Annotated in this window: 4 protein-coding genes and 3 pseudogenes; 3 read left to right on the top strand and 4 right to left on the bottom strand. The window is 60.8% G+C overall.

The genetic code is table 11. The annotated features are described in order from the left end of the window. Positions 1–1,720: 1,720 nt before the first annotated feature. The gene (locus ACFFWD_RS35455) at positions 1,721–2,692 is read right to left on the bottom strand and encodes a transposase (protein ID WP_376973719.1); all 972 of its coding nucleotides are present in this window, start codon (positions 2,690–2,692) and stop codon (positions 1,721–1,723) included. A gap of 49 nt (positions 2,693–2,741) precedes the next feature. Here ACFFWD_RS35455 and ACFFWD_RS35450 point away from each other — a divergent pair. Further along, a pseudogene (locus ACFFWD_RS35450) lies at positions 2,742–3,239 on the top strand (patatin-like phospholipase family protein); the annotation flags it as partial. Here ACFFWD_RS35450 and ACFFWD_RS35445 read toward each other — a convergent pair. The 3 genes and pseudogenes from ACFFWD_RS35445 to ACFFWD_RS35435 all read right to left on the bottom strand — a co-directional run. Beyond that, positions 3,236–3,520, bottom strand: a pseudogene (locus ACFFWD_RS35445) (helix-turn-helix domain-containing protein); the annotation flags it as partial. The pseudogenes ACFFWD_RS35450 and ACFFWD_RS35445 overlap by 4 nt on opposite strands. A gap of 244 nt (positions 3,521–3,764) precedes the next feature. After that, positions 3,765–5,082: pseudogene (locus ACFFWD_RS35440) on the bottom strand (epoxide hydrolase family protein). A gap of 126 nt (positions 5,083–5,208) precedes the next feature. Further along, the gene (locus tag ACFFWD_RS35435) at positions 5,209–5,985 is read right to left on the bottom strand and encodes an SDR family oxidoreductase (RefSeq protein WP_376973522.1); all 777 of its coding nucleotides are present in this window, start codon (positions 5,983–5,985) and stop codon (positions 5,209–5,211) included. A gap of 253 nt (positions 5,986–6,238) precedes the next feature. Between ACFFWD_RS35435 and ACFFWD_RS35430 the strand changes: the two genes are divergently transcribed. Both ACFFWD_RS35430 and ACFFWD_RS35425 read left to right on the top strand, forming a co-directional pair. Beyond that, a complete protein-coding gene (locus tag ACFFWD_RS35430) occupies positions 6,239–6,853 on the top strand; it encodes a 2-hydroxychromene-2-carboxylate isomerase (RefSeq protein ID WP_376973520.1) in 615 nt (204 codons plus the stop codon). Beyond that, positions 6,850–7,551 (top strand): SDR family NAD(P)-dependent oxidoreductase, encoded by a 702-nt coding sequence (locus tag ACFFWD_RS35425; RefSeq protein ID WP_376973518.1) that lies wholly within the window; start codon positions 6,850–6,852, stop codon positions 7,549–7,551. The genes ACFFWD_RS35430 and ACFFWD_RS35425 overlap by 4 nt, the downstream gene beginning before the upstream one ends. The last annotated feature ends 54 nt before the right edge of the window (positions 7,552–7,605 follow it).

The following is a 7,605-nucleotide window of genomic DNA, read 5'->3' as shown; positions in this document are numbered from 1 at the left end:
CCAGCAGCATTATCGAGCAGCTGCTTGATGGCTTGGCCGATCTCGCGCCGGTCATGAGCCGCGCGCGGCTCCAGCCAGCGATAACGGACGCGTTTCGCGATAGCCTCTAAACTAGCTAGGGCGCACGCCGTCGCAGAGGTGGGCATTCAGAATGCGGCGCGCGGCCTCGGGCCTATTCAACTGTGGCGGAAGGAGGTCGGGATTACGCCGCTTGCGTCAACCTGACGAAGCTTGACCCGGAGCAACCGCGCAAACGCGTTCGTTCCCACCTTCCTGGCCTTCCATTCAGCGGGGCACACGCGCGGATAGTTTATTGACCCATTCAGGGGCGCCAGTGGCGCTTGTCGAAACCCCGAAGGCTAGAGCAAGCATCGATAAGGCAGTCTGCTCATCCGCGAGGGTCCGAAATCTCGCGATGTCTCGAAGTAGTTCCTCGCGCTCCGGCATCGGTGCAAGCTTGCGCGCGGTGGCTTCTAGCGTCACCGTGATTGCCTCCGGATCGATAGCCCGCCGGTTCACGCCGGCGGGCTTGCTTGTGGCAAAAGTCCCAACGTTACCAGCGGCGATAACCGCGGTGGTATCCGTAACCTCGATGTACGCCATAACCATAGCGACGGACACCATAGCCACGATAGCCGTAACCGTACCGTCGGTAGACCGGCGCCGTGCGGACACAGCCGTTCGGGCCGCAGACCACAGCGACGCTCTCGACGTTTGAAGCGGGAGACAGTGGGACAAGCGGCATTGCGGACGCGCTTCCTGCGGCAGCTAGGCTACCGAGTGCCGCAAGTCCAACAAGTGCAAATTTGAGCTTCATGGTTTCCTCCTGTGGCTTCTGAAACGTCACACACACGGTAGGAAGTTCAATGTGAACGAGGGATGAGCAGGCGAGCCGTTTTTGCGTGACGAAAATGCAGCGCGCTTATGTGTGCGCGGCGGGCGCTCAGCCGCGGGGGCCATCCGGAACGGCCAGGGTGAGAGGGCACCCGGGGTCTGGTTAACTAAATGCGATGACAACCAAACTCGAGCACAACAGCACAAGGCAGGTCGCGATAAGCGCGAGAAATCCGTCGGACACGAAGTCATGATTACGCATGGCACACCTCCTGTCGTTGAAGGAGGCTGGTCCGAATTTATTAAAAATTTCGGAATCGGCTTTTTTGGTAAGGAGGGTCGCTGCCTAGCGCACGCGCTCCAGCCGCAGGCGCCACGACGCAGGCTGCGGCAGGTATTCAGCGGGCGTCGTCGGCGGCAGACTCTACAGTTTTGCAGAGTGCCATCACCTTGGCCCCCTTCAAACGAATAGTGAGCGAGACTGGCGGGTCGCTTGGCAACCACAATCTGAGACACCGGTCGATGCGATCCTGCGCGGAGGCGGCGGCATCCGCTTCCTGACTCAGCCGGTACCCGCCTGACGCTCGGTCCCGTTGGTCGAATGACAAGATATGAAGATCGCATAGTGGGGTCGTGCAACATACCTGCTGGCTGGGCACGCCGTGCGTTGTAGATTGCGACCTTGATACCTTTTTAGGCAGTGGACCAATGTCTGCACTCGGCGGAAGCGGACGTGCGGCCCCCAAGGAGGAAGTCCGGGTTTGACCGATGCTGTCGAAAAATGCCCTGCCGCAAATCGCTTGCTGTTGGGGAGACGTTTTCACTTGGCCCTTGGCTGGGCGTCACGGCCTGGCCGGCGAACACATCGCCCAAATTGTCGTGCTTCTTACGCAATCGACGCGCGTACCCGACCTGTTGGCGGCCCGAGCAGACGGAGCGCCATCGTCTTGAGGTTCTGCGCGATGGCGGCAAGGTGAAACTCGTCGCGGGCGCCGGACAGACCTCTGAGCCGCATGCGTTCGAACCCGTGGTGGGTCTTGAGATGAGCAAAGCGCATCTCAACGCGCTTGCGTTCATCCCGCGATTTGAGGAAGCGCTTTGTTCCCATCAGCCGTCGCGCCGTATCGCGGGCATCCTCGTGAATGTCACGGGGTACCTGTCGGGCAGCCATATTCGGACAGCATCGCATCTTCGGCGGACAGGCATCGCAGTCGAATTTGGAGGCACGGTAGCGGACCATGTTGCCGTCGTGCACGGTGCCGGTGGTGTGCAGCACTTTGTTGTTTGGACAAATGTAGACGCCGCGCCGCTTGTCCCAGCGGAAGTCACTGCGTGAAAAGGTGCCGTCATCGCGCTCGCTTGCGTCGCGAACGGGAATACGTGGAGCGATCCCGCGGCCCACCAGCCAACCGAGGAAACGGCCCGTTCCGTAAGCGGTGTCGGCAGCGAGCCGCTTCGGCTTCAAACCAAAGCGATGCTCGGTTCGGTCGAGCATCGCCTTTGTGGACTCGACCTCGTCATAGGTGCGCGCGGGCGTTGGTTCAACGTCGACAATGACTGCGTGCTCGACGTCGATGAGATAGTTGAGCCCATACCCGAACTGCACGCGCTTGTTAGCCTTGGCGGTCCACGCCGAGGACGGATCGGAGGGCGAGATCACCTTCGGCGGCTTGCGATCGGGCGTTGTGGTCGGGGTCCCATCAGAACCGCCACCACGGTTATCCTTGCCTTGCTGGACCTGCGCCTCGGCCTCAAGTCCAGCAAGATACTCGGCCACGGCACGCTTCTGTCGTTGCGCGTCGGTCCAGTCCAACTCATCCGGCGCTTTGCCATGATAACGGCTGGCGTTGGCTTCCATCACGCTCGCATCCACCGCGAACCCTTCGCCCTTGACGAGGCCGGCGGCCACCCGTGAGCTCAAGCGTACATTGGAGCGCTTGGTCGATTTCGATCGCCTCAACGCCGGCTTAGTCCGCTTTAGCGTGGGTGCGGTCAACGTCAGGACGGGAAATTTCGTCTACTTCGATACGACGACACACACGATCCGACCGGAGCACGTGATGGCAAGCGGCGCACTTCCTCCCGGTTTTCCCGCGATCCAAATCGAGAGCGAACACTATTGGGATGGAGGTCTGGTGTCTAATACGCCGTTGCAATGGGTCGTCGAGAGCGAACCACGCCGCGACACTTTGGCCTTTCAGGTTGATCTTTGGAGCGCGCGAGGGGATTTGCCACGAACCATGCTCAACGCCATGACGCGGGAAAAAGAAATCCGGTATTCGAGCCGCACGAGGGTCGGTACCGACCAGTTCAAGCGCATCCAGAGGCTACGATGCGCGGCGGCCGGCCTGCTGGAGCAGCTTCCCGAGCACCTGAAAAGCAGCCCAGAAGCTAGGTTGCTCAGCCCACGTTCGGCGAGTTCGGCAACCAGCCCGCGCAAGGTGAAATCGCCCGCCTTGATCCGTTCCAACACCCAGACACGGTGTTCGCCAGAAATCGCCTTCGGCCGGTGCCCGCCCATCTTGCCGGGCGCGAGGCTGCCGGTCTCGCGCTGCCGTCGCACCCATCCAATGGCCGTGCTGACGGCAACCCCGAACTGCTCGCCGGCCTCGTTGCACGACAGCCCGCCGCTCACAACCGCCGCAACGACGCGCTTCCTAAAATCCAAAGAGTAAGGCTTACCCATCCATGCTGGCCTCCAGCCCAGCCAGCATGGTGAATCAGAAATCGCCCGATTTGGGAATCCCAAATCGATTCAAGCTAACTTCATCCCGCTTTAGCACGGCGATCGCATCCAGCGCGTCGAGTTCAATGCGATCGCTCGGCCGGATGCGCTGCTGTCGTAGGTAGTTCTCCGCGATCTGACCCGCCGGTCATCGCTCCCAAGGCGATCAGCGAAGAGGTAAACCGTCTCAAATGTTCATTTCCTTCTAGCGAAGCGACTTGAAGGCTGTTCGGAGCTCGGCACTGAAAAGTTGCGGCTGTTCCCAGGCGGCGAAGTGTCCGCCCTTGTCGACCTCGTGGAAGTAGCTCAGGCTGGGGTAGGCGCGCCGCGCCCAGGTCTCCGGCGGACGGTAGATGTCCTCCGGAAACACCGTGATTCCCACAGGAAGCGAGATTTCGGTGGTTTTCTGCGCGGCTGCTACGACGGGGCTTCGCCCCTTGTTTTCCCAGTACACCCGCGCCGATGAGGTCGCGGTGTTTGTCAGCCAGTAGAGCGTCATATTGTCGAGCAGGTCATCGACGGTTGGTGAGGCCTTGGGATCATCCCCAATGGTCCATGTGTCGAAGCCTGGATGCACGAGGATCCACCCTGCAAGGCCAGCCGGAGAGTCCGTTAGTCCATAGCCAATAGTCTGCGGCCGCGCCGTCATCATCAGGAAGTAAGCTCGGTTACCTTTCTTGCCGAAGGCATCGAGCGCCTCGAACTGCGCGCGCTCCTTCTCCGAGAGATCTGCCGGCGCCGCTCCGCCGGTAGCGAGCGCCACCGCAACGTCGGTCGGGATCGTCGCAGGCAAGTTGAGGTGGATTCCAACCAGCCCCGCAGGCTTCTTTCGCGCCATCGCCTGGGCGGCGATCGCCCCAACATCACCGCCTTGCGAGACGTAGCGCGTGTAGTTCAGGCGCTTCATGAGCTCCGCCCAGGCCTTTGCGATCCGATCGGCGTCCCAACCGGTTTCGGTGGGTTTGCCGGAAAAGCCGTAGCCGGGCAGGGACGGCAATATCAGGTCGAATGCGTCCTCTGGCTGTCCACCGTGTGCAGTCGGGTCGGTGAGCGGGCCGACCGTCTTGAGCAACTCGACGATCGAGCCAGGCCAGCCGTGCGTCATGATCAATGGCAGCGCGTTTGGATGGCGTGATTTGACATGGATAAAGTGTATGTCGACGCCGTCGATCTCCGTCATGAACTGCGGCAGCGCATTGAGCCTCGCCTCCAGTTTTCTCCAATCGTAAGCGGTGCCCCAATATTGAACCAGACGTGTCAGCTTGTTGAGCTGTATGCCCTGGGACTGATCGGAAACGGTCTCCCGATCGGGCCAGCGAGTTGCCTTTAAGCCGTCGAAGGTCCGCGAGCTGGTCCTCTGATACGTTGACGCGGAACGGACGGATGGTATCCCCGGCTGGGGCCGCGATGAGTTGTGACGGGAGCAAGCTCGCGGTACTCGCGGCAGCGATACCGCCGGAAATCGTGCCCAGGAGGCGGCGGCGGTCGTGGTCAATGTATTCGATCTCCGTGGTCGCTGACATGGCAGGTCTCCTGCTTTAGGGGCGATGAGTCGGGGGATGCCGGGCGATGGATGCCGCCCTTTGCACTGGTTAGAGACCGGGGAGCATGAGAGCCGGCACTGCCGGACCTCATTCGGGCGGCTCCTCTCAGATTGACAAATGGGCGAGCGCGACGCCGCCATCGACCGGGATGGTCGCACCAACGAGGTAGTCTCCGGCTCGGGAGGCAAGAAAGATCGCAACGCCTTGCATGTCGCGGGCCGTTCCGATCCGTCCTGCCGGGATCACTGCGGCCACTTCATCGGCACGGTCGCGGGCATCTTTATTCATCCGTGATGCAAAGGCGCCTGGCGCAATCGCGGTCACGCAGATGTTGCGGCGGATCAGTTCGGCGGCCATCCGGCGTGTCAAATGGATCAATCCCGCCTTGCTGGCCTGGTAGGAGTAGGTCGCTTGCGGATTCGGACGCAAGCCGTCGATGGAAGCGATGTTAATCACCTTGCCTGGTGCTTCCTTGCTGGCTGCGGCTTCAAGCGATCCAAGTAGCGCCTGGGTGAGAAAGAACGGGGACTTGAGATTGAGGTCCAGGACTTTGTCCCAGCCTTGCTCGGGAAAGCTTTCGAAGGATGAACCCCAGGCTGCTCCCGCATTGTTTACCAGGATATCGAGGCCCGGCTCAGCGGCGGCGAATTTCTCCGCCAATGTGCGCACGCCCTTCATCGTGGAGATATCTTGCGGCAGGGGCCGGCAGATTCCGCCGTCCCCGGAAAGCTCGATCGCGGTCTGTCGGCACGCATCGGAATCTCTGGACGAGATGTAGACCCGCGCCCCCTGTGCCACGAACCCTTCCGCGATCATTCGGCCGATGCCCCGCGATCCGCCGGTAATGAGGGCCGTTCGATTCTCCAACGAGAAGATATTCATCGCGTCGTTCCGTTAGACGGTTTCGAATGTAGATTACGAATGACATCCATAAGGATGTCGGTCAACATCTTTTTTACCAGGCGCCCTTTGCCGCCAGCGGTCGGCGCACGCCGCCCTGCAATTCGTGTCGTCGAACGCATTGCAAATGGCCCCTGCGCACGACATTTCACCTCGCTTTAATGAGGCTTATGATTGACAGCTATCAGGATGTCAATCATAATCCTCTTCTTGAAGCCTTTTCGGGAGAAGCGTCATGAGCGTCGAATTCATCTACGATTATCGCAGCCCTTTTTCATACCTCGCCGATTCGCAGCTAAAGTTCCTCAATGCACCCGTGGTGCGCACGCTCATCGACGTAGTCGCGGTCATGAAGGAAGTGAACAACCAGCCCTCAACCGTGTGTCCACCCAAGGCGCGGTATGGCGCTATCGACGCAGGGCGCTGGGCCAAGCTCTACGGCGTGCCATTTTCTCCCAACCGTGCCCTGTTGCAGGCGATGGGCTCGGGCGCGCTTGAGGGGGCCATCCTGGTCAAGGCGGCCCTCGCTGCGCGCGAGATCGGCATCTTTGATGAGCTGCATCCATTGCTCTACCGGGCCATCTGGGCGAGCGGCGCAGATATACAGAACGAGGCCGGGCTGAAGACATTCATCGCAGAGAATGGAATCGACGCCGATCAACTGTGGTCTTGCGCCACGAGCAAGCCAATCGCAGAGCGCCTCGCTGAGAGCGGAGAAGCGGCAGCAAAGAAAGGCGTGTTTGGCGTTCCAACCTTCTTCGTCGACGGCGAGATGTTTTTTGGCAACGATCGTCTCGATTTCGTCCGAGCGAAATTGAACGGCGCTCCGGTGGAAAGGGCCACGGCATGACAAGAAAGCTCGCGTTGGTGTCCGGCGTCGGACCGGGAACAGGCCTTGCCATCGTCCAGCGGCTGTCAAAAGGCGGCTATGACGTCGCCATGCTGGCCCGCAACGCCGAGCGGTTGCGGGGAATCGAGCAGCAGGTCGCGAATTCACGCGCGTTCACGGTCGATGTCACCGATACGGCGGCGCTCGATTCCGCGTTGGAGCGGATTTTCGGCCAATTCGGCGCACCTGAGCTCTTTGTCCATAATGCCGTCGGCGGGGTATTCGGCAATTTCATGGAAATCGACCCTGCCGCGATGGAGGCCAACTTCCGGATCAACGTCATGGCCTTTCTGCACCTCGCGCGCCGAGTCGCGCCCCCGATGATCGAGAAGGGGAGGGGGGTGATCATTGCCTCAGGCAACACATCCGCCTTGCGCGGCAAGAGCAGATTTGCGGGATTTGCGCCCACCAAGGCCGCACAACGCATCCTGGCAGAATCGATGGCGCGGGAGCTCGGCCCGAAAGGCGTCCATGTCGCCTATGTCATAATCGATGCCGTGATCGATCTCGAATGGACACGCAAGCTGCGGCCAGATGCGCCCGACGACTTCTTCATTCAGCCCGCCGACATCGCCGAGGAGATCTGGCATGTCGCGCATCAGCCTAAGGGAGCGTGGTCGTTCAACGTGGAGCTTCGCCCGTTCAAGGAGGTTTGGTGAGCCGGGGGCAGGTCACGGCGCACGGAATCTCCCGCGCACCGTGACCTGTTAGGG

The organism is Bradyrhizobium erythrophlei, assembly GCF_042430365.1.
In the GTDB taxonomy this organism is placed as follows: domain Bacteria; phylum Pseudomonadota; class Alphaproteobacteria; order Rhizobiales; family Xanthobacteraceae; genus Bradyrhizobium; species Bradyrhizobium erythrophlei.
Note: the sequence above shows the minus strand (reverse complement) of the source record. Positions and strands in the feature narration are given on the sequence as shown.

Coding starts and splice junctions, on each gene's coding strand:
- ACFFWD_RS35455 (WP_376973719.1), bottom strand. CDS start 2,692: ATGGAAGCCAACGCCAGCCGTTATCATGGCAAAGCGCCGGATGAGTTG.
- ACFFWD_RS35435 (WP_376973522.1), bottom strand. CDS start 5,985: ATGAATATCTTCTCGTTGGAGAATCGAACGGCCCTCATTACCGGCGGA.
- ACFFWD_RS35430 (WP_376973520.1), top strand. CDS start 6,239: ATGAGCGTCGAATTCATCTACGATTATCGCAGCCCTTTTTCATACCTC.
- ACFFWD_RS35425 (WP_376973518.1), top strand. CDS start 6,850: ATGACAAGAAAGCTCGCGTTGGTGTCCGGCGTCGGACCGGGAACAGGC.